The following is a 25,362-nucleotide window of genomic DNA, read 5'->3' on the forward strand; positions in this document are numbered from 1 at the left end:
TGAGGGATACGCGTTTGGGACGCGATGCGAGAAGCATACTGCCTGCCTGCCGGAATACAATGTGCCGAGAATCCAAATAAATGTGCATGGCGTCCAATTCTTGCGACGCCAATTGTTCAGCCTGCCTTGTGGGAGGTGCCGGTGCCATTGCCATGATCTGGTTAAACGGCTGCCCGATCCCTGTTTGTGCAGGATTTGCCCCGGACGCGACAGCTCTTGGGAAGGCAAACGGCGTTGGCTTTCCTGCTTGATAAATGGATAAATGAGAACAAACTTGCAACATCTGAAGTTTTGTGAGAATGTTCGCATTATGTTCTCAATTGTTTTGTTGATGAGAACGCGGTGGCAGGCCGCGGCAACAGGCAAGACAGTCTAGCGGTGGCGTTCCGCATCTAGGTCCGGGGAACCGCCTGCGTTGCATCCAACCCGGCCCTGTGGAATAAGAGAGTTCGAGCAATGATTCAGACCGCGCTGCATTTGGTGGATAAGGATACTATGGATAAGCAGAAGGCACTCGAAGCCGCCCTTGGGCAGATCGAACGGGCATTTGGCAAAGGTTCGATTATGAAGCTGGGTCAGCGGGAAAGCGCCGTTGATATCTCCGCAATTTCAACCGGTTCGCTCGGTCTTGATATCGGGTTGGGCATTGGCGGTCTGCCGCGTGGCCGTATCGTCGAAATTTATGGCCCGGAAAGTTCCGGTAAAACCACGCTCGCACTCCATACCATCGCCGAAGCCCAGAAGCTTGGCGGGACCTGTGCCTTTGTCGATGCCGAACACGCACTTGATCCAAGCTATGCGCGCAAGCTGGGTGTAAACACCGATGAGCTGCTGATTTCCCAGCCCGACGCGGGTGAGCAGGCGCTTGAAATTGCCGACACGCTGGTACGTTCGGGTGCGATTGATGTTCTGGTCGTCGATTCGGTTGCGGCCCTTGTGCCGCGTGCTGAACTCGAAGGTGAAATGGGTGATACCCACGTGGGTCTGCAGGCCCGCCTGATGAGCCAGGCGCTGCGTAAACTGACCAGTTCCGTTTCGCGGTCGAACTGCATGGTCATCTTCATCAACCAGATCCGTATGAAGATCGGTGTAATGTTTGGCAGCCCGGAAACCACCACCGGTGGTAACGCGCTGAAATTCTATGCCTCTGTCCGTCTTGATATTCGCCGTATTGGTCAGATCAAGGACCGTGACGAGGTCGTGGGCAACCAGACGCGCGTCAAGGTCGTCAAAAACAAGATGGCCCCGCCATTCAAGCAGGTCGAATTCGACATCATGTATGGCGAAGGCGTTTCCAAGATGGGTGAAATCCTTGATCTTGGTGTCAAGGCTGGCATCGTCGAGAAATCCGGTTCCTGGTTCTCTTATAACTCGACCCGTATCGGTCAGGGCCGCGAGAACGCCAAGAACTTCCTGCGCGAAAATCCGGAAATGACCAAGGAGATCGAAACCAGCATTCGCGAGAGCGCCGGTCTGATCGCCGAAGCCATGACCAACATGAGCGAGGATGATCCGGTCAACGACGATTGATCTGATTGATCTTTCGAACGGATTGCAAAAAGGCGGGATCAACATTGGTCCCGCCTTTTTCTTTGTTCATTTACGCCAACAGGTCGCGTTGCCCACATGTGGGACTATGGGGACGATTTTTGCTGCCACTGGCTTGGTGTTTTGCCGGTAATCCGCAGGAATTCGCGATTGAAGTTCGACTTGGTGTTAAAGCCGCTTGCCAGCATGGTGTTGGTGACATTCTCGCCGGCGTCAAGTGCGCGACAGGCATGGTCGATCCGGTATTTATTGATATAGCGCGACACATTTTCGCCAGTAACCGCGTTGATCGCCGTTGAAACCTGTTTAAGCGGATATCCCAAACGCCGTGCGATGCGCGCCAGCGTCAGATCCGGATCAAGATAAAGCTTCTCGCGGCTGACCAGTTCTTCCAGCTGTTCCATGATTTCTGTAACCGGAATATCGGGATCATGATTTCCGGTGTCCGGCTCGGTCTGTCCTTGCTGATCATCATCCTGCGCCAGCGCAATCGCGGGTGACAGGGCCAAAAAGCCGATGGCGAGCAAGGCCAGCGACGAGAAGATGCTCAGGATAATGCCCGGTGCGTCCTTTGCGCCCAGTTGCAGGGTCGCGGAAATCAGGGCGTCACTTGCTGCCGAGATGATCAGGGCAATGGCAATCACCCGCCAGATCAAGGCCGGGACCGGACCGGATGCCAGACGCGTGTGGGCCAGTTCATTGCGCTGACGGTGCAAGACCAGAAGAATTGCAAGCCCGTACCCGACAAACAATCCCCCCAGAAGCGCATCAATCAGCATTGGCGCGATCGTCACCACCCCGGCCATCACGATCGGGGCGGCAAGATGCCAGATATCGCTGCGCTGAAAACGCTGGTGCACGCCGCCTTCAAGAAACGCGACCCATGCCAAAGCCGGGATCACGGATGCGGTGATCGGCTGAACAAGGCGCAATTCCGTCACGCCGTAATAATGAACGATGGAAACGACGACACTTTGAACTGCACAGGCCAGCAAAAGAGCCCCCAGCAACGGCGTGGTTTTTTCAAACAGCACAGAGCGAACGAACAGGAAAACCAGCAGTAGGGCAACAATCAAGGGAACGGGTAATGCAATCATGGTGGCGGCGCTATCCAGACGATCATGTCCCAAAACCGGTTTTGCACGTCCTGAAACCGGTTCGAGGACGCCACAAACCGCAAGGCAGGTGCAATTTGATGTCCGTGAAACTTAGAACACGGATTGAAATCATGAAACACGTAACTTCTGCACTTGTTGTTGCCGTTGGCATTCTCGCAACCCTCGGGTCCATGCCGGCCCATGCTGGTGGTGATCTGGCAGGATATGATCGATTTGATGTTGATGCTGCCCATCGTTCGCGTCCGGTTGCGGCATCCATCTGGTATCCTGCCGATACATTCATCTATCGCGCCCCGGTCAATCAAAGTGCGATCTGGAAAAGCACGGATGCCTATATCGGCGCGGCTGTTGCGCCTGGCAAACATCCCCTGATTTTGCTGTCGCACGGTTCGGGCGGGAACATGGACGCGATTGGCTGGTTATCGTCGGAACTGGCGCTTCGCGGGGCCATGGTGCTTGCGGTCAATCACCCCGGCAGCACATCGGGTGACTCATCGCCGCGCCGCCAGCCAGAGCTCGGCCCGCGTGCGATGGACCTTCATGCCGCCCTTGATCAGCTTCTCTCACACCCGGAGTTCGAACCATATATCGATCCTGATCGCATCGCGGCGGCGGGCTTTTCGCTTGGCGGGGCGACGGTGCTGAACCTTGCCGGGATGCGCTTTGATCGTGATGCCTATCGCGAATATTGCCAACGGTTCGGCACGACGGTTCAGGATTGCGCCTTCCTGCAAAAGGGCGGCGTACGTCTTGATCAACTGCCCGCGGATTTTGAAGCTGGATCAAAAGACCCCCGCATATCAAAATTCATTGCGATCGAGCCGGGCATGACATTTGCGGTTAATGACGCCAGTCTTGATGATGTTGATCCGGATTTGCTGTTTATCCGTCTCGGGCGCGAACATGGCTGGAAGGCAGCAGATATTACGGAGACTGGCAGTAACCTTTTGGGCAAGTTGGATAACCCGTCCTATGCGGTTTTTGCCCCGGCCGATCATCTGACCTTCCTTGGTGAATGCAATGCGGGGGCGGCCGAATTTTTGGCAAAGATGGAAGATGACCCAATCTGTTCAGACCCCGAAGGCACGGACCGCGCCCTGATCCATCGCCAGATTATTGATGAAATCAGTCGCTTTCTTTCGCTTGATCCCGGTGCATCGTGAAGTGACCGGTTAACACCAAGACGGGCGCGGGGGATCAAGATTGGTCTTCGCGTTTGCTCCTGCCCCAAAATGATCACGATTGGGAAAATTCCCCGGAAAAATGGGCCTTTCCAAGGGGGTGTGTTGATAAAAAGAATACATTGAAAAACCGTCACCGGAACAATTCACGGTTGTTGTCGTTTGAAATCCTGTGAGCATCAACAAGAGCAAACAGGAGAAAGATCATGTCGAACACGATGAAAAAGCTTTTCGCGATCCTGATGATTTCGGGCATGGGCCTTGGCCTTGCTGCCTGTGAAACCGCCGAAGGTTTTGGCGAAGACGTCGAAGATGCTGGCGAAGCCATTCAGGAAGAAGCTGATTGATAGATCGGTCCTTGCTTGTGTTGCTGACAGACCATTTGGCTGCACCTGAACAGGTTGCACCAATGGTGTGTCAGCGAACACCGAAAAAGGAGATAAGAACATGTTAGGTTGGGCACTATTCTGCTTGGTTTTGGCACTGATCGCCGCCGTTCTTGGCTTTGGCGGACTTGCCGGGGCCTTCGTTGGCTTTGCCAAGATATTGTTCTTCGTCTTTATCGTGCTGTTTGTGATTTCCCTTGTGGTCAACGCATTCCGCGGCCGTCGTCCGCCCGTTTGATCAAGCCATCTGATTGAGGCATTTACAAATTTGCGATACGAGCAACGCTTTATAAAAGGGACGCCAAAATGGCGTCCTTTCTGCGTTTGGGCCAAACCTGACCGTCTTGATAACAGTTGCACGCGTATGCGTGGCGCGCCAAACTATTGCAATAAATAACAAGCCGGGCACAATGCCCGATATTCGGACTTGAATGGAGCATTCAGCAAAGATGGAAACGATCACAAAGCGTCTTTTCGCCATCCTGATGGTTCTTGGCTTTGGTCTTGCCCTTGGTGCCTGTGAAACCGCCGAAGGGTTCGGGCGCGATATGGAAAACCTTGGCAAGACGATTCAGGACAGTGCAAACGACTAGTCCGAAAACGGCACACGTTCCTGCAGCCCCGCTTTATACAGAACGTCTTGAGCTCTGTGGCGCGCGGCTGGCCGACATCCCCGATCTTTATGCCTTCCTTGGTGACAGCACAGCCATGCGCTTCACCCAGTGCGATGAAAGCTTTGCGGCCTGTCGCAAGCGTGTGTTGGTGCATGAATGGTTCCGGCGTCGCGACGGGTTTGCACCATGGGTTGTGCGGCTGCGCAAGACGGGCCGTATCATCGGCTGGGGCGGGCTTTATACCGATCCGTTTGACCCCGGCTGGGGACCGGAACTTGGCTATTACCTGGTCCCGGCGGCGTGGGGTCAGGGATTTGGTCGGGAACTGGCGATGGCCGCACTTGAACATGCGCGTGACATGACGCCAATCAAGGAGTTAACGGCCTTTGCTCATCCTGAGAACGTCGCATCGCGCAAACTGCTTTTGGGGCTTGGGTTTGAACCGGCCGGGTTTGTTGCGGCAATGAACCGCGACCGATTCACATTTCTGCCTTGAGGGTGGTGAATTTCGGGTCAGCAAAAGCAGATTAAAAGCCATCTGATCGCCAATTTCTGGAAAACTTGGGGCAAATGCCCCGGACTCCTTTCGCCTGACTGGACAGGGCAGGGCCGAGCCGCTAAATAGGGCAGTCCGTTCGCCAGCATGGCGGACGCAGTTGTTCCGCGTTTTCCGGGTTGGAGAGATATGCAGACCGTTAACGATATCCGCACCACGTTTCTGGAGTTCTTCCGCAAGAACGGCCACGAAGTCGTTTCTTCCAGCCCGCTGGTGCCGCGCAATGACCCTACCCTGATGTTCACCAACGCCGGGATGGTTCAGTTCAAGAACGTTTTCACCGGTCAGGAACACCGCGATTATTCGCGTGCCGCGACCTCGCAGAAATGCGTGCGCGCCGGAGGCAAGCATAACGACCTTGAAAATGTCGGTCATACCGCCCGCCATCACACCTTCTTTGAAATGCTCGGCAACTTCTCGTTTGGCGACTATTTCAAGGAAAACGCGATTGAATTTGCCTGGAACCTGATCACCAAGGAATACGGTCTTCCGGCCGACAAGCTTCTGGTCACGGTCTATCACACCGATGACGAGGCACATGCTCTTTGGAAAAAGATCGCCGGTCTGACCGATGATCGCATCATCCGTATCCCGACCTCGGATAACTTCTGGTCGATGGGTGATACCGGTCCGTGTGGTCCGTGCTCGGAAATCTTCTTTGACCATGGCGATCACATCTGGGGTGGTCCTCCGGGCAGCCCGGAAGAAGACGGTGACCGTTTCATTGAAATCTGGAACCTCGTCTTCATGCAGTACGAGCAGATGGCAAATGGTGATCGTGTCGATCTGCCAAAGCCGTCCATCGATACCGGCATGGGCCTGGAACGCATTGCGGCTGTTCTGCAGGGCAAACACGACAACTATGACATCGATTTGATGCGCGCGCTGATCGAAGCATCGGCTGACGCCACCAATACCGATCCGGATGGCCCGCATAATGTGTCGCACCGCGTGGTTGCCGACCATCTGCGTTCCACCAGCTTCCTGATCGCCGATGGCGTTCTGCCGTCCAATGCCGGTCGCGGTAACGTTCTGCGCCGCATCATGCGCCGCGCGATGCGTCACCTGCACATGATCGGAACCCAGGACCCGGTGATGTATGAACTGGTCCCGTCGCTGGTTCGCAAAATGGGCGGTGCCTTCCCGGAGCTGGTCCGTGCACAGGCGCTGATCGAAGAAACGCTCAAGCTCGAAGAGCAGGGCTTTAAAACCATGCTCGATCGCGGCCTCAAGATGCTTGATGACGCCACCGATGGCATGGATGCTGGCGCGACCCTTTCGGGTGAAGTCGCCTTCAAGCTGTATGACACATATGGCTTCCCGCTTGATCTGACGGCTGATGCGCTCAAAGAACGTAAAATCGGCATCGACGAAGACGGTTTCACCTCCGCCATGGAAGAACAGAAAGCCAAGGCACGTGCCGCCTGGTCCGGGTCGGGCGAAGCTGCGACCGAGGAAGTCTGGTTTGACATCAATGACCGTGATGGCGCGACCGAGTTCCTTGGCTATGAAACCGAAACCGCCGAGGGTGTTGTTACCGCACTGATCAAGGACGGGGCCGAAGTCAAATCCGCATCTGCGGGTGATGAAGTTGCCGTGATTGCCAACCAGACGACTTTCTTTGGGGAGTCCGGTGGTCAGCAGGGCGATTCCGGTGTGATCAAGACCGAAAACGGTGCGATCATCGAAATCACCGACACCCAGAAAAAGCTTGGTGCTTTGCATGTGCATCTTGGCAAGGTGACCGAGGGCGACGTCAAGGTCGGCGATGCCGCGGAATTCCGCGTCGATCATGCCCGCCGTTCAAGCCTTCGTGCCAACCACTCGGCCACCCACCTTTTGCATGCTGTACTGCGCAAGCATCTTGGTGATCACGTGACCCAGAAGGGATCCTTGGTCGCGGCTGATCGTCTGCGTTTTGATATCTCGCATCCCAAGGCCGTCACGGCAGAGGAAGCAGCCGTGATCGAAGCTGACGTGAACAGCCTGATCCGCGAAAACAGCGAAGTCACCACCCGTCTGATGACCCCGGACGAGGCGATTGAGCTGGGCGCGATGGCGCTTTTTGGCGAAAAATACGGCGATGAAGTCCGCGTTGTGTCGATGGGCGAACCTGTTGCCAATGAACATGCCTATTCGCTTGAACTTTGCGGCGGTACGCATGTAAAGCGCACCGGTGATATCGGCATGTTCAAGATCGTTTCCGAAGGTGCTGTTTCAAGCGGTGTGCGCCGCATCGAAGCACTGACCGGTGCGGATGCAGCCAACTACATGTCGGCACGTGAAAACGTTCTGGCTACTGTTGCTGCGGATCTGAAAGCTGTTCCGGAAGATGTCCCGGCACGTGTTAAGGCACTGCAGGAAGAACGTCGTCGTCTGGAACGCGAAGTCTCCGATCTGCGCAAGAAGCTGGCAACTGCTGGCTCGGGCGCGACGTCGGGTGGCGATGCCTTCAAGGAAGTCAACGGTGTCAAACTGGCACTGCGTTCGCTTGACGGTATTCCGGCCAAGGAACTCAAAGGCATGGTCGACGAACTCCGTGAACAGATGGGGTCGGGCATTGTTGCACTTGTGTCCGGTGACGGTGGCAAGGCCTCCATCGTTGTTGGTCTGACCGAAGACCTTAAAGACAAATACAGCGCAGTTGACCTTGTGCGCATCGGTGTTGAGAAGCTTGGCGGCAAGGGCGGCGGTGGTCGTCCGGATATGGCCCAGGGCGGCGGTTCTGATCCGTCGCAGGCGGATGCCGCACTGGCCGCGATCGAGGCGCATATCGCGGGATAAGCGATCTCAGCCACAAAAGTATGAAGAATAAAAAGGGCCCCAAACGGGGCCCTTTTGTTTTGTCTGATGATTATCAGTCACGCCAGTGGCAAAAGAATATCTGTAATCGCCTCATGTTCGGCGACGTCTGGATAAAACGCGATCCGTTGGAAAATCAGCGGAAAGTCACCCGGTGTTTCACCGCTGTGCGGTAGCCAGTCACGATAAAGCGCAAGCGCACTGTCGCGTAATGTCTGGTCGCTGCCGATATGGCGCAGTTTTGCATAGCGTCCGGCGGGCAGGGTTTGGGAATAGAAACCCTTTTTGTTGTCTTCATCTGAAAATTCCTGATCGGTGGCAACGGCAAGGCCCATGCGAAATTCATCGGCTGGAGTGTCTTCGGGGTTGCACCAGAGGATATTGAAGGTTGCGTGTTTTGACGGGTGCAGATGATGGATCTTGCGCCAGGCAATAAAGCGCTGGATGGTCTCGCCAATCCGGGCCGGCGAGCCAATATGATCCATGCAGGCGGTTCGGGTTTCCGGGAATTCGATGATGGTGACGTTATCAGATTCCGTGCCGGTCATCGTGTTCCTCCGAATCTGTTGAAGTTTGGCATAGGGGGCTTGCCAGTTATCCCAGTCGGGATGGCTGCGAAAGTCTGACGGGCTTTGATCATGGAGCTTGCGAAACGCGCGCGAGAAGGACTCCGCATTCTCATACCCGGCGTCAAAGGCGATGTCGGTGATCGGGATATCTTTGCGAAACAAAAGACTGTGGGCCGCACGATATATCCGAACCAACCGGATATAGTGGGTTGCAGTGATGTCAAACAGGGCGGCGAACTGGCGGTGGAAATGAAAGGGCGAAAAAGCCGCAATCCCGGCCAGTTCTGCCAAGTCCAACTGGCGGTCTGCATGGGCATCAATGTGGGCGATGACACGGGCAAAGCGGGTTTGCAAGTGATCATTCGGGCAGGTTGTCATCGGGATCGCTTTTCAACGGAGTTGGTTGACGGCTTGATTGCATCAGTCTGCCCGGAATTGAAAAGGATTGCCTGACCATTCTTGCGGTTTATGCGCCTTTGGCGTCATCGGCGTTTGCGGCCGGTTGCTGATGGCGAAGAACACGGGTTGCGGCCCTGAGCACAGCTTTGCGGTCGTTTTCTTCGGGCACGCTGCGTTCCGCAGCACTTGCGATCATGCGGGCATGTGTGCGCAATGTGTCGCGTTGTTGGTCGGTCTTGGCCGGTCGCATCAGACTTTCCAGCACCTCTGCCATCGGCAGCAAGATATCGGGTTTGCTGCCTGCAGCCTGACGGATCTGATCAAAGGCGGCACCCAGCATGCCGTCGAAATCCGATAGCTTTGCTTTTAAGCGGAGCTCTTCATGATCATCAATCCAGATGCCGACCGGATAGCGGAATTCCATGGCATGGGGCAGCGCACGGCCAAGGCGATAGACCGCAGCAATGGCGGTGAACGGATCATTGATACCAGGCGACAGGGCGCGCAAGGCAACCTCGACCAGCTGGCGCAACGCAAATTCGACATCAAGCATCGCAGTCCGGTGGGTGCCGATCATGATCACCTCAAGGAGATCGGCATGGCATTGGGCGATACGCTTGCCGGAACCGTCCGGTTTCAGAGGCACGATCTGTCCCACGATGTCACCTGCCAGCACATGATGTCCGGCACGGATGACCAGCGAAATGCGGGTATCGGTCTCCTTGGCGATTTCGCAGACCTTTTCATAGTCGATGCCCTGCACATATCCTGATGCGCCGATGCAAATGCCCTGATCCTTGGTGATGTCCTGCGGGTCGGGCAGGGTGGTTTGTGCCTTTTCAGCGGCCTTGATTGGTGCGGCCAAAGTGGTGCAGGCCGATTGAATGGTTTCTTCAAGGTTCTTGCCGACATGCTGAATGACTTCATCGGCAACGATGGACCGGCCAAGATGATGAACAAACAGGATCAGGACAAAGACGCTGATAACAAAAAGCGCAATCCCGACGGTCGCGCCAAGACGCGGGACCGGTCCGCTTTCCGGATTGCTTCCCATCATCACAAGCGATGTGATCAGAAACAGGATGCTGCCGACAAAGATGCCAAGCGCGTTCTGGGTTTTGTTATCGCCCATAAAGTTGCGGATCATGCGCGGGCCCAGCGATCCGGCGGCAAGGGTCAGAACCACCATCGTGATCGACAGGGCAAATGTCGTCATGGTGACAATGGTGGCCAGCAAGGTCTCAAGAAGGCTTCGGACCGTTTCGATTTCACTGAAACCCGGCAAAAGGTCCGGCAGGCTATTGCGCAGGATCTCTTGCGGGAGGGCCATTACCCCAACAGCAATTGCCGCCCCGCCCAATGCGAAAAGCAGGGGCGAAAGCCACAGGCTATAGGCCAGAAATTCCCAGACGCGGATCAGGCGTTGAACCATGACGCAAGGCCCCCTTTTTGAACCAAAGGCAGATCAAACAGTATCGCGCCATCCGGATCAGGGAAAACGCAAGCGACATCATACGATTAAACGCCGGGCAAGGCATGCAGTTCCCGCCCGGTCTGCTTTACGGGCAGGAATGAATTCGGGAAGTGCTCGAAGAAGGACCTGAGCCAGATCAGATATCAATCTCTTTGATGGCGGCCATGCTGATCAGGGTTGCTGCCTCTGGCGTGCCCTTGCGGGCATTGTCAGGCAGCTTTGCCAGTTGATCTGCAGCAGTGCGGATTTCATCAAGATTCTCGATCGCGTCGCAGACCACCATCACCCGGTTCCAGATCGCATCATGATCCATACCGCCCATCACGGTCAGGGCGATGGCGCGATTAAGTGTCGCCTGCGGGTGTTCCGATTCTTGTGAAAGGATTTGTTCGAATGCCTCGAACGCTGCGATCAGGTGACCTTCACGCAGGTTGATCGCACCGAGATCGTTGGATGCGCTAAGCGACGACGGGTTGATGCGCAACAATTGTTCGACTGCACGGCGTTCGTTTTCAAAATCCTCGTTCCTGCGATAGCAGCTTGCGATGAGGCGGTGAATGGTTTCAGAGCCTGGGCTGTGATGCCCGGCGGATTGCAGCGCGGAAAGTGCAGCTTCATAGCGTTCAAGTGCGATCAGCGCCTGAGCACGCAGGGTCAGAAATTCCGGGTCGGTTGGTTTGCCACGCAGGACAATATCAACATGGTTCAAGGCACTGCGTGCATCGCCATTTTGCAACAGGGCGCGTGCAATGTGATGCAGGCAGTCTTCATGACCCCCATCAGATTGCAGCACCGTGCGATATTCACCGATTGCTTCGATGATCGAACCTTTTTCATGAAGGGCACGTGCCAGCCCGAAACGGGCCGCAAGATTATCCATGTCTTCGCCAAGTGCCTGACGCAGCATATTGATCGCGGCATCAAACTGCTGCTGTTTCAAGGCCGCAAGCCCCATATCGGAAAAGGACATTGCATTCATAGGTGGTCTCCCAATCCAGTCATGATCCGTTGTCCGGACCCCTAAATTTATCGATTAACGATGGGATTATAGTCACCAAACCGATCATTACCAGCCCTATGTGGTAACGACTTCATGACGTCTTTCATGGGCTGCGCGTGACGGTGAAACAGAAAAGGCCCCGGAGCGTGCCGGGGCCTTTGCTTTACGGATTTAGTATTCGCCTTAGTCCAGGAATGTCGATCGAATGGTGTCTTCTTTCTCTTTTGACCAAGCGATGACAGTTTCCAAATTCGTTTTCCAGAGTTCCCGTCCGAAAGACTTGTCATAGTTGAACTTTTCCGCTGGGGTATAGCCGGGAATTACGTTGCCAGTAGGCTGTCGATAGTTGAACCCGTATTGTACAACAAGCAGCTTATGCCCGCGTACCACGCGATACGCGCTGAATAGCATCGAATCATGCCGATACACGTTATGGGTATCGAGATAGCTATCTGCTTGGGTCAGATGAGCTTCGTCGGAGTCGTCGAGCGAAACTCCTAGATCCCGTACCGAAAAGCATCCCTGAACGCCTAGTTCCTGATTGGATGACTTTTCGTGATACAGGTCGCCTTCCCTACGATCACAGGCACCAGTAGCATAGAAGCCATAACCGAAATGGCTTTCAAGTGGTGTCGTGAAAAAGACCAAACCATCCAATTCTTTGGTCACAGAAATCTGCGCCAAGGCCACTTGCCCAAATGGATGGTAATTGTTGTTTCGAAATAGATCTTTGCCAACAACAGTCCACTTGCCAGGCGGGAGAAGTACGTCTCCCTGTGGCGTTGAAACCTTGTCTGTTACGACTGTTCCGATAGGCATGTCGGTTTGAAATTTGTCTGCGGCAGTCACACAGCCCGTCAGCAAGGCGGCAGTTGCAAGTGCGACGAGTTTTTTGATCATTTGTGTCCCTTTCCTCAACGTCACTTCAATTTTTAAGTGTCTGTGATGAAAGGGTAAACTATTCAAAGTTATGGGTTGTTGCGCAAACGGATAGGGATGGATGCCAAAAGTATCTGTTGGGAAAGAGGGTTCGCACGGACCGGTATCTGGAATCTGAGAGGCCCCGACACATGCCGGGGCCTTTGCAATGTGGTCTTGGTATGGAATCAGAGTTTGTGGATCATCTTGATTTCCATGAAGTCTTCCAGGCCGAACAGGCCGCCTTCGCGACCGTTGCCCGATTGTTTGTAGCCGCCAAACGGGCTGCCTGCGAGCGGGGAAGAGCCATTGAGCAACACCATGCCGGCGCGCAGTTTGCGGGCGACGCGGTCTGCCTTTTTGGCATCCGGGGTCTGGACATAGGCGGCCAGTCCATAGGGTGTGTCGTTGGCGATCTCGATTGCTTCTTCTTCGGTGTCAAACGGGATCATCGAGACCACCGGACCAAAGATTTCCTCGCGCGCGATGCGCATATTGTTGTTCACATCGGCAAAGATGGTCGGCTTTGTATAGTAGCCTTCGTTGGTGCCATCGGGCTTGCCCGCACCGCCAACAAGAAGGGTCGCACCTTCATCGATGCCAGCCTGAATAAGGGTCTGTACGCGGTCAAACTGGATGTGGCTGACCAGCGGGCCGATGTGGTCACCTTCTTTGGTCGGATCGCCAACCGATGCTTCTTCGCCGACACGTTTGGCGACCTTGACGGCGTCGTCATAGATCGAACGTTGCACCAGCATGCGGGTGGGCGCATCGCAGGTTTGGCCGGAGTTGTTGAAAACGGCGTTCACGCTCCAGGCGATACGGTCTTCGATATCGACATCATCAAACACGATGTTGGGCGATTTACCGCCGAGTTCCAGGGTGACGCGCTTGATGTTTTCCGACGCATCCTTGGTAATTGCCTTGCCTGCACGGGTCGATCCGGTAAAGGACATCATGGTGATGTCGGGATGACGCGAAAGGGGTGCACCGGCAACCGGACCCGCCCCCTGAACCATGTTGAATGCGCCTGCCGGGAAGCCTGCCTCGTGGATCATTTCGGCATAAAGCATGGCATTAAGCGGGGTGAATTCGGATGGTTTCAGCACGCAGGTGCAGCCGGTGGCAAGGGCCGGAATGACCTTGAGAACGATCTGGTTGATCGGCCAGTTCCATGGCGTGATCAGGCCGCAAACCCCGATGGGTTCGCGCAACAGATGTTCGCCGTTATAAAGCGTTTCCTCGGTTTTAAGCTTTTTCAGCGCAACGATGAAGTCTTCCAGATGGGCTGTGCCCGCCGCTGCCTGCTGTTCGTGCGACATGGTGGTTGGCGCGCCGAGTTCGGATGTGATGGTATCGGCGACTTCGCTATAGCGGCGCTTGTAGATCGCAAGCAGATTTTCAAGCCAGCCAAGGCGCTGTTCGACGGTTGTCTGGCTGTAACTTTCAAAGGCACGCTTGGCCGCGGCGACGGCAAGGTTGACATCTTCTTCGCTGGCCAGGGTGATTTGGGTGATGACTTCTTCGGTGGCCGGATTGATGACGTCCATCGTTTCTGACGAAATCGGATCAACCCATTTGCCGTTGATGTAAAATTTGCCTGCGTTATTCATTGGAAGCCTTCCTGAGTTTCTCTGTGTTGGGCCAGGGCGTTAACCCCGGCATGGGTGGCGCGGTTTCAGGTTCGTTTCCTCAGCCAGCTTTTTATGATTTCGCGATGGCGTTCGCCGCCATAGCTGGCAAAATGCCCGCCATGCACGACCCGGACCGGCAAATCATAAAGCCGTTCCATGGACCGAACATAGTCGGTTGCATTTGCATGATAAGTGTCTTCGATCAAAGGTCCATCATAAACAATGTCCCCGGAAAACAGGATACCGGTCGCCTTTTCCCATAGCGCAATCCCGCCGGGCGAATGACCCGGTGTGTGAATGACCTCGAAATGTCGGTCGCCCAGATCAATCACATCGCCGTCTTCGACAATCCGGGTGGCCGGTGCGGCCTTGACGGCGTAAGTGGTTGAAGAATATGGCAGCGGCGGGAGTTTCGTGAAAATCTCGTCGGTCACATAGGGATCGGCCAGCGTGTTTTTGCGGGTTGGTGCGGCCAGCAGGTCGGCTTCGCAGCGATGACACACCCGGTTTTCAAATTCGTGGTGGCAGCCGATATGATCAAAGTGGGTGTGGCTGGCAACCGCCTGCACGGCGCGTTCGGTCACAAGCGGTACCCATTGGGTCAAGGACACCACCCCCATGCCACTATCAATCAGCATGTCGCCATCGCGGCCACGCACATGCCAGATGTTGCAGCGGTAAAATTCCTCGATAAACGGTTCGCCAATATAGGTCACATCATCGCCAACGGTCTTCAGGCTGTACCAGTCTTCGGGCTTGGTGCGTTCCATGTTTTCTGACGTCATGATGTGACACCTTCCTGTGCAGTCTGGGTCGGATGGCCGGGCAACAGCACGACCGAGGTCGGGTCAAGGGTCAGTTCAACCCAGGCGCCCGGTTCGATGATTGCCGATTGCGGCATGTGGGCGGTGATCGTCATGTTGGGGTAATCAAGCGGGCTAAGATGCGCACGATGATGGGTGCCAAAGAACGAACCGTCTTCGACCTTGGCCTTGCCAAGGGTGACGCGCGGTCCGGTCCCGGTGCTGGCACGGAAATGTTCCGGGCGGATGGCAAGGGTCACCGGCGCATCGGGCGTAAAGCCAGCATGGTCAAACGCCGGAAGTTCAACAGTGCCGAGCGGCGTTTTGATGGTGAGCGCATTTTCGCGCGCACTTTCGAGCGTGCCGGGGATGAAATTGACCTCGCCCATGAAGCTTGCCGAGAACAGTGTTTTGGGCTGCATGTAAATGCTTTCCGGGCTTCCGACGTCTTCGATCCTGCCAGCATTCATCACCACGATCCGATCGGCAATCGCCATGGCTTCTTCCTGATCGTGGGTGACGTGGACAAAGGTGGTGCCAACCCGTTTCTGAATGGCTTTCAGTTCATCCTGCATTTGACGACGGAGCTTGAGGTCAAGCGCACCCAGCGGTTCATCAAGCAACAAGACATCGGGTTCAACCGCCAGCGCACGGGCAAGAGCAACGCGCTGGCGTTGACCGCCGGAGAGCTCGTGCGGTTTCTTATTGGCCGATGTTTTGAGCCCGACCATATCAAGGAGTTCTTCGGCCTTGGCATGGCGTTCGGCTTTGCCGACCTTGCGCATCTTAAGCCCGAAGGCGACATTGTCGCGCAGGCTCATATGCGGGAACAGGGCATAGTCCTGAAACATCGTGGTGGTCGGGCGTTTGGCGGGGGCAACATCGCCCATATCCTTGCCATTGATTTCAATCGTGCCACTGGTGGGCGACAGGAAACCGCCCAGAAGCGACAGCAGGGTGGTTTTGCCACATCCCGACGGGCCAAGAAGAACGATGAACTCGCCGGCTGCGATTTCAAGGCTGACATCGTCAAGGGCAGTAAAGTCGCCAAAAATCTTGGTGGCGTTGCGGATGGATACAGGGGCGGTCATTTCTTTGCCGTCCTTCTAAAGACAATCAATTCAAGAATAAGCAGCAGCGCAACCGATACAAGGAAGACAACACTTCCGACCGCGTTGGTTTTCGGGTTCAGGCCCGAACGCAACATGCTCCAGATTTCAACCGGCAGGGTGACGTCAAAGCGCGACAGCAAGAATGCGATGATGAATTCATCCCAGCTAAACGTCACCGACAGGAAAAAGGCCGCAAGGATCGAGGGCATCAACATCGGGGCGGAGACCTGCGTCATCACCTGCCATTCGGCAGCCCCCAGATCGCGGGCGGCCCGTTCGATATTTTTCTGATGGTCCCCCATCGAGGCATAAATAATCGCAAAGCACAGCGGCAGATTGATCACCACATGCCCGATCCCGACAGTCCAAAGCGACAGCGAAACGCCGAGCCAGTTAAAGGTGGTCAGCAAACCAAGCGCAATGATCAGGTAACTGACCGTCATCGGTGCAATCAGAAGGCCACGCTGAAGACGCGAGGCGGGCAAGACAAATCGCGCCAGCCCATAGGCCGCACAGAAACCAAGCACGCAGGCAACCGTGGCCGAGCCGATGGCAACCATCAAGGAGTTGGTCAGGGCCGACATCAGGCGACTGTCTGAAAAGACCTCGCCATACCATTTAAGGGTCGCGCCGTTAAATGGCGGAACCGGCAGGCGGCCATCCTGAAATGAAAACAGGACAAGGACCGCCACAGGTAAAAAGATAAAGCCATAAAGTGCCGCCAGATAAGACCAGGACAGCAGTTTGGAAAAGCGTGAAGAGATCATTTTATGTTCTCTCCATCTTGAGCCAGCGCGCACAGGCAATATAGGCCATCGTTACCACCACCATCAGAATGATCGAAAGGGTGGCAGCCATCGGGAAATCAGCCCGACGTCCCAGTTGCAGCATGATGACTTGCGGCAGGGCGAGTTCATTATTGCCGCCCAATATCTGCGGGGTGATGTAATCACCGATACACAGCACAAAGGTCAGGAACGCACCGACCATAATGCCCGGCAATGTGAGCGGTAACACTACATGCCAGAATACCTGAAACCCGTTTGCACCAAGATCGGCCGCAGCCCTGCGATAGTTCGGCGGCATCTGCACCAGATTGGCATAGATGGTCAGGGTCAACAGCATGACAAAGAAATGCACAAACCCGATGACGGTCGCACTTCGCGTGCTGGCCAGTTCGAGCGGTTCGGAAATCACCCCCAAATAGACCAGCGTGTTATTGATCACCCCGTTTTGCGCCAGCACCAGAAGCCAGGAATAGGACCGCACCACATAGCTTGTCCAGAATGGCAGGATCGCCATGATCAGCGCCATGCGCTGCCATTTCTGCGGGACGCGTTCGGCAATGATCCAGGCCAGCGGATAGGCAAGGATCACGGAAATGATCGTGACCGTGAGGGTGATTTCAAGCGAGACAAAAAGACCTTTCAGTAAATGGGCCTTTTCAAAGAACTCGATGTAATTGTCGAAATTCCACGCCATGATGATCTCGCGCCCCTTGCGGGTCGCCAAGCTGATCGCGGCCATGACGATAAAGGGAATAACGAAAAACGCGACGGTCCAAAGCAGGGCCGGGGTTACAAAGCCCCATGCGCGGCGATTTTCGCGTGTTTCAAGGCTGGCAGTGGCCATAACGGTATCCTTTTCGCAAACCGGCCCGCCTGGATGGGTGGGATGGTTGCTTGTAACTCGCTTGGGATAGTGGGCGCCGTTGGGTCAGCTTACCGCAAGTTTGGCACCGATGCCCCGCAAAAAGCGGGACATCGGCAGGTGGCAGTAGACAAGGGATTGCTTACTGCTGGAGCATCTCGACCCAGGCATCCTGCATCTCGGCATCGAGATCGGCATCCGGGATCGGGTAAAGCTGCGAGTTCTTCAGGTATCCTTCCTGATCATCCCAGCGAAGGGCTGCTTTCTGGGCGTCGGTCAGGTTTTCGCCTGCCTTGGCGTTGGCGGGCATCCCCCAGTAGCAAGACGAGGTCGCAAGACGTGCCTGGCCTTCGGGGCTCATGATGTATTGGACGAACTTAAGCGCCAGATCAGGCTTTTCAGAATCCTTCATCACCCCGATCGACTGCGCCCAGCGCAGGCCACCCTGCTTGGGTATGATCCAGTCAAGGTTCGGCTTTTCTTCGGACAACACGGCCGTAATCCATTCACCGCCACCCACAAGGATATCGACTTCCCCGGTTGCAAGAGCGGTCTGGGAAGAAACAACTTCACCAACCTGTTTGGAGACCTTTTTCATCGCAAACAGCTTTTCCTTGATCGCGGGCATGTCGTCCGCGCCAAGATCAGCCGTATCAATACCAAGACCCAGGCCAACAAGGCCGATGACCGGCAGGTAATAATCATAAACCGCGATGCGGCCAGCATATTTGTCCGACCAGATCACCGACATGTCTTCCATGTCCTTGGGATCGACCTTGGTCTTGTCGAACGAAATGGTGTTGTAGCCGAACTTCTCGGTGACGGCATAGGTTTTGCCATCCACCACATTGTTCTCGGCCATCACGACTTCGGGGAAAATATCGGATGTCGGCAGGGCATCGGCGGGGATTTCGGCCAGAACACCCATTTCAACCGCGCGATGGACATCAACACCATCAATCACGAATACATCCCAGTCACCGGGACGGGATTGCTCGATAATTGAAAGGCCGGCACCGGTACCTTCATATTCCTTGAGATTGACTTTGACGTCGTACTTTTCTTCGAACGGCTCGATCAAGGCCGGATCGGTGTGGTCGCACCAGACAAGGGCGTTGAGCTCTTCGGTCGCCTGTGCCGTTTGCGCCATGGCAACGGCGCCCAGAATAAAGGTCGCAGTGCTACTCAGAAACTTGTTGCGGGTCTTCCCCGTAGAGACGTGACGAGACATAGGCTCTCCCTGATTTCATATTTGAGGCCTCCCTTGAATTGGGTTCTTCGGTGCTCTGTTTCGGCACCGTTGAAAAAATATTGAACGCGTTCATTTTTTGAGTCAATGTAAATTTTGAACCCGTTCAGTTTTTCCGGAGTGACGATGTCAGGACTGCGCGCCCAAAAGAAAGCCGATAAAAACCGCCGTATTCTGGAGGCGGCGACGACGTTGTTTCGCAAGGTCGGATATGACAGTGCGCGCATCGAAGACATTGCGGAAATGGCCGGTGTGTCTGTCGGGACGTTCTATAACTACTTCAAAAACAAGGGCGATATGCTGATGGCCACCGTCTCGATGGAAGTCGAGGAAGTGCTGGCTGCGGGGGATGCCATTATCGCGCGCGAGCATGAAGATGTCGCCACGGCCTTGTTCGAACTGATCGGGAAATATTACGATCATTCCCTGACATATCTGTCCAAGGAGATGTGGCGCACGGCGATGTCACTGTCGATTGCGCAGCCTGAAACACCGTTTTCCCAGCGTTACACAGCACTTGATCATCGGCTGTCAAAACAGGTCTGTGACCTTTTCGAAGCCCTGCAGTCGCGTGGGGTCGTGCGCAAGGATATCGACTGCACGGCAACGGGTGAGCTTGTCTTTAATAACGTGAACATGATGTTTATCGAGTTTGTCAAAGACGAAGACATGGATGTTGACGGCCTGAAACAGGAAGTCGAACGCCAAAGCCAGCCACTGGTCTGGATGATGTCGGCAGCCTGATCTCTGCCCGCCAAGGGCATCAATTCCTGATTGCTCTCTTTGCGCGTGTTTTGCTATCTTATGCTCGCCATATAATCGTGTGGGCTTTAACGGAGCAAAGCGCATGGCGAAGTCACCAGACAGCTATTTTGCCAACAGCCGGATCTGGCCAAACGAAGCATCGTGCTTGCGCGCCATCTTGCGCGATTGCGATCTAGATGAAGCAATCAAATGGGGCAAGCCGTGCTATATGCATGATGGTCATAACATCGCGATCATTCAGGAAATGAAGGATTTTCTGGCGTTGATGTTTTTCAAGGGGGCGTTGATTGACGACCCGGATGGCGTCCTTGTCCCACCCGGACCCAATTCCAATTCAGGTCGGCAAATCCGGTTTCGCTCTGTCGACGAGGTTACAGCCAAAGCCGATCAGATCATGGCCTTCGTCAAGGCAGCCATTCAGGTCAATCAGGCCGGATTAAAAATCAAAAAGCCCTCGGTAATTGAACTGCCCGAAGAGTTGCGCGACCGCCTTGATCAGGATGCGGAACTGAAAGCCGCGTTTGACGCGCTGACACCGGGGCGTCAGCGGGGCTATGGTCTTTATATCGGCGGGGCAAAGCAATCTGCGACCCGGATTGCACGAATTGAAAAGCACCGGGCACGCATTCTTGAGGGCAAGGGCATTCACGACCGTTAGGTCGGCGATGTGCCGACATATGCGCTTTCATCGGCCGAATTCATTGCCCAATCAGTGCCAACGTTTTAGACTGATATCAACATAAGCCATTGTTAATTGGCATAAATAAAGGCCCGGCGTGCTTAAGCACCATAAAGGCCAAAGACAGATTGGCGGTCGTCAGTTCAAGGTTCTGACGGCGGTTGGTACGAGCAAGTTGTCAGGAAAAAGATATTATGGACGATACCGCGAACGGCGCGGGAAATGCGTTTGGCATGCTATCCGGTGGTAATCAAGTGGACAGCATCGGTGAGCTCAGGCTGGCTGATGGTGAACTGTTTGAATTGCCCGGTGTGACCGGGCGTCTGGAACGGATCGATTTCGGGAATGGTATCTGTTTGCACCGTGCGGAATTGAATGTCCGCGAGGATTCCAGATTTGATGTTCAAAACGCTTTGCCACCGGGCTGGATTGCCGGGTCTGCAAATATTCTCGGCGAGCTTGATTTTGATAGCCCCGATGGCGCCAAACACGCCATGTCCGCCGAAACCGGTTTGATGATGCGCATCGACCGGCCCGGGACGCGCTATTTTCTGCCCGGTGGACAAGTGATCCGCCATGCAGGGGTTACCATCGGGCTTGATGCGCTGCGTGCCAAGTTTGGCGATGATCTGCCAGCAGCACTTGATCCATATCTGTCTGATGATCAAAGCGTGATTGAAGTCAGGCCTTTGGGCCTTAATAACAAGATCAGAAGCATCGTCAGCGCGATGTTCTCCGCCCAAGCGACCGGCGTTGGGCGCAAGTTCAAGCTTGAAGGTCTATCAACCCTGTTTCTGGCTGAGATGATTTATGCCTATTGCCTGCTGCATCACGATGGCGAAAAGACGCCGGAACCAAGCGTTCTTGAAAAGACGGTGATCGAAGACGCGATTGCCAAAATCACCCGCGATCTGGCATCCGCAGTATCGGTTGCCCAGTTGGCAGATGCGGGCGGTATGACGGAAAGCCGCCTTAACAGCCTGTTCAAGCTTGAGACGGGCAAAAGCTGTGCGGATTTTATCCGCTCCAGGCGGATGGAGCACGCCCGGGAGTTGCTGGCCTCACGCGAGTTTACCGTCAAGCAGGTCGCAGTAGCGGTTGGCTTTAACCATGTCAGCAACTTTTCGCGGTCCTATCGCGACTGGTACGGCGAAAGTCCGGCTCAGGCACTCAAGCGCAACAGCGCATAGACTGTGTGGTGTTTGGGCCCTTGCTCAAATCGGTTGGACGCCCTAGGTTAACGCAAACGTCAGCTTATGTTGCAGGGCAAAAATGAAGTTTCAGGGTACGGAAAATTACGTCGCGACCGAAGATCTGATGGTGGCGGTCAACGCTGCTATCACGTTGCAGCGACCGCTTCTGGTCAAAGGCGAACCGGGCACCGGCAAGACCGTTCTGGCCGAAGAAATCGCCAAGTCGCTTGGCAAGAAGCTGATTACCTGGTCGATCAAATCCACGACGCGCGCCCAGCAGGGCCTTTATGAATATGACGCGGTATCGCGCCTGCGTGACAGTCAGTTGGGTGACGAGCGTGTCCATGACATCGGCAATTACATCGTCAAGGGCAAACTTTGGGAGGCGTTCGAGGCAGACGGCGAAGCGCCCGTGCTTCTGATTGACGAGATCGACAAGGCCGATATCGAGTTCCCCAATGACCTGCTTCAGGAACTCGATCGCATGGAGTTCTTTGTTTACGAGACCCAGCAGATGGTCACAGCCACCAACCGCCCGATTGTGATCATCACATCGAACAACGAAAAGGAACTGCCCGACGCGTTCCTGCGGCGTTGTTTTTTCCATTACATCCGCTTCCCGGATGCAGACACCATGGCCGAGATCATCGAGGTGCATTACCCCGGCATCCAGAAACGTCTGGTCGCCGAGGCATTGAACCTGTTTTACGATATGCGTGACGTGTCGGGCCTGAAGAAAAAGCCTTCGACCTCAGAGCTTCTTGACTGGTTGAAGCTTTTGATGGCCGAAGACCTGCCGCCCGAGGCCCTGCGCGCCAAGGATGCCAAAACCGCCGTGCCACCGATGCATGGGGCGCTTCTGAAAAACGAGCAGGACGTGCATCTGTTTGAGCGTCTGGCGTTTATGGCACGGCGCGAAGGGTGATGACTCAATTGGAGAGTGGAACGGTGAAGTTTAAATCTATAGATGATTTCAAAGATATGAACTTGACTCAATTTGTTCAGGAAATAGATCAAGTTCCTACTGGTCTATTGGTTGAACTTCGTGAAACGCAAAAAGATAGGTACCAGGGCAATTGGCGTCGTATCGTTGTGGGAGAGCTGGCACAACGTGATTATGACTCAATTCGACAGTCTGCAAATGCAGCTAAATATGCGGCTTGTGCGACCATTGCTGCTGCTGTGATTGCCGGTGTAACCGCTGTTTTGCAGACGGCAGATTTTTTTCTAACTTGTAGTTCATAAGAATGTTCACCGGCTTTTTCTATAAGCTGAAAGATGCGCGCGTGCCGGTCAGTCTGCGCGAATACCTGACATTGCTTGAGGCAGTGGAAAAAGGTCTGGCCGGTTATTCGGTTGAGGATTTCTATTATCTGGCGCGGTCCGCGCTGGTGAAGGATGAGCGCCATCTTGATAAGTTTGATCGCGTGTTCTCCGAACATTTCAAGGGCGTGATCGACCTGACCGATGGCATGGACGAGGTCGAGAAGACAGAAATCCCCGAAGAGTGGCTGAAAAAGCTAGCCGAGAAATTCCTGACGGACGAAGAAAAGGCCGAGATCGAGGCGCTTGGCGGTTGGGAAAAGCTGATGGAGACGCTGAAACAGCGTCTGGAAGAACAAAAGGGCCGTCATCAGGGCGGTAACAAATGGATTGGTACGGCCGGGACATCGCCGTTTGGCGCTTATGGCTATAACCCCGAAGGGGTGCGGATCGGGCAGGATAAATCCCGCCATCGTCGCGCGGTCAAGGTTTGGGACAAGCGCGAATTCAAGAACCTTGATGACAGTGTCGAAATCGGCACGCGCAATATCAAGGTCGCCTTGCGACGTTTGCGCAAATGGGCGCGGACCGGGGCGGCGGATGAGCTTGACCTGCCCGGAACGATTACATCAACCGCACGCCAAGGCTGGCTTGATGTTCAGATGCGCCCCGAGCGCCACAACGCGGTCAAGGTCTTGATGCTGTTTGATGTTGGCGGATCGATGGATGATCACATCAAGGTCTGTGAAGAGCTGTTTTCAGCGGTCAAAACCGAATTCAAGCATCTTGAATATTACTACTTCCACAACTGCCCCTATGAAGGGCTTTGGAAAGATAACGCGCGGCGCTCGAACGAACAGGTATCGACCTGGGATGTGATCAATACCTATGGCGCGGATTACAAGCTTGTGATTGTTGGCGACGCGACCATGAGCCCCTATGAAATCACCTATCCCGGCGGGGCGGTGGAACACTGGAATGCCGAGGCCGGTGTTGTGTGGATGCAGCGATTGCTCGATCATTTCGAACACGCCGCCTGGATCAATCCGCAACCGGAAAACTGGTGGCGGCACCATCAATCGATCCAGATCATGCACAAGCTGATGGAAGGCCGGATGTTTCCCCTGACCCTTGACGGGCTTGATCGCATGACCGGGGAACTAAACCGCTAGGTCCGCGTTCTTTGCTGTAACAGTTTCATGAAGATTGCACCCAAGACGCGCTGACGCGTTTTTGTGCTGCCAATCCGCGCCTATAGTCCTTTGCTTAAAAGGACACTGGATAAGGATACCCTTGATGCTGATACGCAAAATGATCAAGTCGACGTTGCTGGCTGTTGGCGGACTTGCCGCAGCCACATTGATGCCTGTTACAGGTGCAATCAATTCGGCCCATGCACAGGCGCTTGATCAGGAAATGGTGGTGATCGCCCATCGCGGGGCATCGGGGTATTTGCCTGAACATACCTTGCCAGCCAAGGCATTGGCCTATGGCATGGGGGCAGATTACATCGAACAGGATGTTGTTCTGTCCAGGGACGGTGTGCCCGTCGTCCTGCATGACATCCACATCGATACCACCACCGACGTTGCAAAGAAATTCCCGGATCGCAAACGTGAAGACGGGCGTTATTACGCGATTGATTTTACACTGGCCGAACTCAAGACACTTAGCGTGACGGAACGGTTCAAGGCCGATACCGGCAAGCAGGTTTATGCCGATCGCTTTCCGGCTGAGTTTGCCATCTTCAAGATCCCGACCCTTGAAGAAGAAATCAAACTGATCCGTGGCTTGAACCACTCCACCGGGCGCAATGTCGGCATCTATCCGGAAATCAAGGACCCGGCCTTCCATCACGCAGAAGGGCAGGACATCACCAAAACCGTGATCGCGGTAATGGAGAAGTGGGGGTATAACAACCCCGGCTCAAACGCCTTTGTGCAGTGCTTTGACTGGTCTGAAACCAAGCGCATTCGCCAAGAGCTGAACTATCAGGGCAAGCTGGTGCAGCTTCTGGGCGAAAACCGCTGGGGCCCGCCGGAAGGCACGGACTATGACTACCTGAAAACCGACGAAGGCGTTGTTGAAATGGCGCGGGTGGTTGATGGGATTGGCCCGTGGTTGCCACAGGTCATCGAAGGCCTGAGCGAAAATGGCACGGCAATCATGACGCCAACCCTGATTGCCGCCCAGCGCGCGCAATTGAAGGTTCACCCCTATACCCTGCGTGCCGATCAGTTGCCGAAATGGGCGGGGGATATGCAGATCGCGCTCAAGGCGATTTTTGATGATGCCGGGATTGATGGCATTTTCACCGATTTCCCCGATCAGGTGGTTCAGTATCTGGCCCGGAATCCCGATGCGTAATCCAGATACCTGACCGGGTTCGCATCCGATAACGAACAGACTGTTTCCAAGCTGGCCGTTATCAGGGGTGCATTCTTAAGTC

The 25,362-nt window shown here is 54.8% G+C and carries 25 protein-coding genes; 14 read left to right on the forward strand and 11 right to left on the reverse strand.

Translation table 11 applies throughout. From position 1 onward, the window contains the following. Positions 1–456: 456 nt before the first annotated feature. Complete coding sequence (gene recA / locus AUQ43_RS06760) at positions 457–1,530, forward strand: recombinase RecA (RefSeq protein WP_062955504.1); 1,074 nt, start codon at positions 457–459, stop codon at positions 1,528–1,530. 104 nt (positions 1,531–1,634) lie between these two features. Here the strand turns inward: recA and AUQ43_RS06765 are convergent, their stop codons facing one another. Further along, positions 1,635–2,645, reverse strand: a complete 1,011-nt coding sequence (locus AUQ43_RS06765; RefSeq protein ID WP_084272013.1) for an AraC family transcriptional regulator — start codon at positions 2,643–2,645, stop codon at positions 1,635–1,637. Between the two features lie 131 nt (positions 2,646–2,776). On the opposite strand from AUQ43_RS06765, the gene AUQ43_RS06770 reads away from it, so the two are divergent. The 6 genes from AUQ43_RS06770 (at position 2,777) to alaS (ending at position 8,187) form a co-directional block, all read left to right on the forward strand. After that, entirely contained in the window at positions 2,777–3,829 is a 1,053-nt protein-coding gene (locus AUQ43_RS06770; RefSeq protein WP_062955505.1) for a hypothetical protein, read from the forward strand. Between the two features lie 224 nt (positions 3,830–4,053). Beyond that, positions 4,054–4,194: an entericidin A/B family lipoprotein gene (locus AUQ43_RS06775; RefSeq protein ID WP_062955506.1), complete on the forward strand. Its 141-nt coding sequence runs from the start codon at positions 4,054–4,056 to the stop codon at positions 4,192–4,194. Positions 4,195–4,294: 100 nt separating this feature from the next. Beyond that, positions 4,295–4,471 carry a DUF1328 domain-containing protein gene (locus tag AUQ43_RS06780; protein WP_084272025.1) on the forward strand — a complete coding sequence of 59 codons (177 nt, stop codon included), beginning with the start codon at positions 4,295–4,297 and terminating at the stop codon, positions 4,469–4,471. Positions 4,472–4,682: 211 nt separating this feature from the next. Beyond that, positions 4,683–4,826 (forward strand): entericidin A/B family lipoprotein, encoded by a 144-nt coding sequence (locus AUQ43_RS06785; RefSeq protein ID WP_062955508.1) that lies wholly within the window; start codon positions 4,683–4,685, stop codon positions 4,824–4,826. Continuing rightward, positions 4,813–5,343, forward strand: a complete 531-nt coding sequence (locus tag AUQ43_RS06790; protein WP_062955509.1) for a GNAT family N-acetyltransferase — start codon at positions 4,813–4,815, stop codon at positions 5,341–5,343. Before AUQ43_RS06785 ends, AUQ43_RS06790 begins: the two co-directional genes overlap by 14 nt. Before the next feature lie 189 nt (positions 5,344–5,532). Next, positions 5,533–8,187, forward strand: a complete 2,655-nt coding sequence (gene alaS, locus AUQ43_RS06795) for an alanine--tRNA ligase (RefSeq protein WP_062955510.1) — start codon at positions 5,533–5,535, stop codon at positions 8,185–8,187. A gap of 77 nt (positions 8,188–8,264) precedes the next feature. Here alaS and AUQ43_RS06800 read toward each other — a convergent pair whose 3' ends face one another. From AUQ43_RS06800 to AUQ43_RS06845, 10 genes are all read right to left on the reverse strand, one after another. After that, a complete protein-coding gene (locus AUQ43_RS06800; RefSeq protein WP_062955511.1) occupies positions 8,265–9,152 on the reverse strand; it encodes a GyrI-like domain-containing protein in 888 nt (295 codons plus the stop codon). A gap of 88 nt (positions 9,153–9,240) precedes the next feature. Next, a complete protein-coding gene (locus AUQ43_RS06805) occupies positions 9,241–10,605 on the reverse strand; it encodes a DUF2254 domain-containing protein (protein ID WP_062955512.1) in 1,365 nt (454 codons plus the stop codon). Between the two features lie 178 nt (positions 10,606–10,783). Then, on the reverse strand, positions 10,784–11,626 hold the full coding sequence (locus AUQ43_RS06810) for a lipopolysaccharide assembly protein LapB (protein ID WP_062955513.1): 843 nt from the start codon (positions 11,624–11,626) through the stop codon (positions 10,784–10,786). Between the two features lie 204 nt (positions 11,627–11,830). Next, positions 11,831–12,547 (reverse strand): hypothetical protein, encoded by a 717-nt coding sequence (locus AUQ43_RS06815; RefSeq protein ID WP_062955514.1) that lies wholly within the window; start codon positions 12,545–12,547, stop codon positions 11,831–11,833. A 206-nt stretch (positions 12,548–12,753) separates the two neighbouring features. Further along, entirely contained in the window at positions 12,754–14,178 is a 1,425-nt protein-coding gene (locus AUQ43_RS06820; protein WP_062955515.1) for an aldehyde dehydrogenase family protein, read from the reverse strand. A 65-nt stretch (positions 14,179–14,243) separates the two neighbouring features. Beyond that, positions 14,244–14,984, reverse strand: coding sequence for an MBL fold metallo-hydrolase (locus AUQ43_RS06825; protein WP_232310611.1), 741 nt, complete (start codon positions 14,982–14,984; stop codon positions 14,244–14,246). Next, positions 14,981–16,093, reverse strand: a complete 1,113-nt coding sequence (locus AUQ43_RS20670) for an ABC transporter ATP-binding protein (protein ID WP_062955516.1) — start codon at positions 16,091–16,093, stop codon at positions 14,981–14,983. The genes AUQ43_RS06825 and AUQ43_RS20670 overlap by 4 nt, the downstream gene beginning before the upstream one ends. Then, positions 16,090–16,881: an ABC transporter permease gene (locus AUQ43_RS06835; protein ID WP_062955517.1), complete on the reverse strand. Its 792-nt coding sequence runs from the start codon at positions 16,879–16,881 to the stop codon at positions 16,090–16,092. Before AUQ43_RS06835 ends, AUQ43_RS20670 begins: the two co-directional genes overlap by 4 nt. A gap of 1 nt (position 16,882) precedes the next feature. Continuing rightward, entirely contained in the window at positions 16,883–17,746 is an 864-nt protein-coding gene (locus tag AUQ43_RS06840; protein WP_062955518.1) for an ABC transporter permease, read from the reverse strand. Positions 17,747–17,906: 160 nt separating this feature from the next. Next, positions 17,907–18,995: a PotD/PotF family extracellular solute-binding protein gene (locus AUQ43_RS06845; protein ID WP_062955519.1), complete on the reverse strand. Its 1,089-nt coding sequence runs from the start codon at positions 18,993–18,995 to the stop codon at positions 17,907–17,909. 144 nt (positions 18,996–19,139) lie between these two features. Between AUQ43_RS06845 and AUQ43_RS06850 the strand changes: the two genes are divergently transcribed. The 7 genes from AUQ43_RS06850 to glpQ all read left to right on the forward strand — a co-directional run bounded on the left by AUQ43_RS06850 (position 19,140) and on the right by glpQ (position 25,280). After that, on the forward strand, positions 19,140–19,757 hold the full coding sequence (locus AUQ43_RS06850) for a TetR/AcrR family transcriptional regulator (protein ID WP_062955520.1): 618 nt from the start codon (positions 19,140–19,142) through the stop codon (positions 19,755–19,757). A 103-nt stretch (positions 19,758–19,860) separates the two neighbouring features. Beyond that, positions 19,861–20,436 carry a YdeI family protein gene (locus AUQ43_RS06855; protein WP_062955521.1) on the forward strand — a complete coding sequence of 192 codons (576 nt, stop codon included), beginning with the start codon at positions 19,861–19,863 and terminating at the stop codon, positions 20,434–20,436. Between the two features lie 215 nt (positions 20,437–20,651). Next, positions 20,652–21,647 carry a helix-turn-helix transcriptional regulator gene (locus tag AUQ43_RS06860; protein WP_062955522.1) on the forward strand — a complete coding sequence of 332 codons (996 nt, stop codon included), beginning with the start codon at positions 20,652–20,654 and terminating at the stop codon, positions 21,645–21,647. A gap of 82 nt (positions 21,648–21,729) precedes the next feature. Then, positions 21,730–22,575, forward strand: a complete 846-nt coding sequence (locus AUQ43_RS06865; RefSeq protein WP_062955523.1) for a MoxR family ATPase — start codon at positions 21,730–21,732, stop codon at positions 22,573–22,575. A gap of 23 nt (positions 22,576–22,598) precedes the next feature. Beyond that, complete coding sequence (locus tag AUQ43_RS06870; RefSeq protein ID WP_147250461.1) at positions 22,599–22,895, forward strand: hypothetical protein; 297 nt, start codon at positions 22,599–22,601, stop codon at positions 22,893–22,895. A 2-nt stretch (positions 22,896–22,897) separates the two neighbouring features. Continuing rightward, positions 22,898–24,085: a VWA domain-containing protein gene (locus tag AUQ43_RS06875; protein ID WP_062955525.1), complete on the forward strand. Its 1,188-nt coding sequence runs from the start codon at positions 22,898–22,900 to the stop codon at positions 24,083–24,085. A 124-nt stretch (positions 24,086–24,209) separates the two neighbouring features. Further along, complete coding sequence (gene glpQ / locus AUQ43_RS06880) at positions 24,210–25,280, forward strand: glycerophosphodiester phosphodiesterase (RefSeq protein WP_084272014.1); 1,071 nt, start codon at positions 24,210–24,212, stop codon at positions 25,278–25,280. The last annotated feature ends 82 nt before the right edge of the window (positions 25,281–25,362 follow it).

Origin of the sequence: Thalassospira sp. MCCC 1A01148 (genome assembly GCF_001613795.1) — a bacterium.
GTDB lineage: Bacteria > Pseudomonadota > Alphaproteobacteria > Rhodospirillales > Thalassospiraceae > Thalassospira.